This window comes from Desulfovibrio sp. 1188_IL3213, from assembly GCF_036763145.1.
In the GTDB taxonomy this organism is placed as follows: Bacteria; Desulfobacterota; Desulfovibrionia; order Desulfovibrionales; family Desulfovibrionaceae; genus Desulfovibrio.
In genome coordinates this window covers 1-976 of record NZ_JBAIYR010000637.1, presented here as the reverse complement: position 1 = coordinate 976, position 976 = coordinate 1, and the positions used below count along the sequence as shown (strand labels likewise).

The 976-nt window shown below is 61.3% G+C and carries 1 protein-coding gene; it reads right to left on the bottom strand.

All coding sequences use genetic code 11. The annotated features are described in order from the left end of the window. Positions 1-163: 163 nt before the first annotated feature. A complete protein-coding gene (locus V6C16_RS14195) occupies positions 164-649 on the bottom strand; it encodes an EVE domain-containing protein (protein ID WP_333536001.1) in 486 nt (161 codons plus the stop codon). Between the last annotated feature and the right edge of the window lie 327 nt (positions 650-976).

The following is a 976-nucleotide window of genomic DNA, read 5'->3' as shown; positions in this document are numbered from 1 at the left end:
GGGGCATCGGAAGAATGCCGGGCGGATGCGGAAGGCTGTCGCGGGAACGCCAAAAGGGCATCACGGAGAACACAAGGCGACATCAGAAAAGGCGCCGCCCACTGTCAGCCCGCCACTGCGCCGCGCAAGCGGCCCCGGTGTAGACCGCCGGCGCGGTGCAGCCTCAGATGATCCGGCTGTCTTCCAGATCACCCATCTTGCAAATGATATCAAACTCTTCCCTGGTAACGGGCATAACCGAGAGCCGGGACCCTTTGCGCAAAAGCTCCATGCCGAGCAAGGCGGGAACCATGCGCATGGCCTTGAGCGGCACGGGCTTGGAAAATTTTTTTACAAAACGCACGTCTACCGCGAACCAGAGCGGTTTTTCCGGGGTCGATCCGGGGTCAAAGTGTTCGTCTTCCGGCTCCCAGGCAGTGGGGTCAGGGTATCCGGCCCTGACCACGCGGGCCACGCCAACCGCCGAAGGCGCAGTCACGCTGTGGTAAAAGATGACCATGTCGCCCACGGCCACCTGATCACGAAGGAAATTACGCGCCTGAAAGTTGCGCACGCCGCCCCAACTGGTGACCTGATCAGGCTCGGCCGCAAGGTCGTCGATGGAATAGCACCCCGGCTCCGACTTCAGCAGCCAATATTTTTTTTCCATATAATATCTCCGCGCCACAGCCCGGCCAGCAAAACCATAACCGCAGCATGCATTTTTTACGTGCGGCAGCCCTGACTCATGACTCCGGCAGGTTTGTGCAAAAAACTCCCCGGGCTTTCACCCCGCACACAGGCACTGCCGGGTCAAAACCTCAGGACTGCCGCCGCTTGAACATTTTTTCCAGCTCCGGGCCGTCCCAGCGCAGCACGCAGGGGCGTCCGTGCGGGCAGTATTCCCTGTCAGGAGCGGCAAGCCACTGACGCAGCAGGCCGGCGGCCTCATCGTCCGTAAGGCGCTGCCCTGCCTTGATGGCCGCCTTGCAGGACA

Excerpts from the sequence above, each read along its gene's own strand:
- V6C16_RS14195 (WP_333536001.1), bottom strand. The coding sequence starts at position 649 with ATGGAAAAAAAATATTGGCTGCTGAAGTCGGAGCCGGGGTGCTATTCC.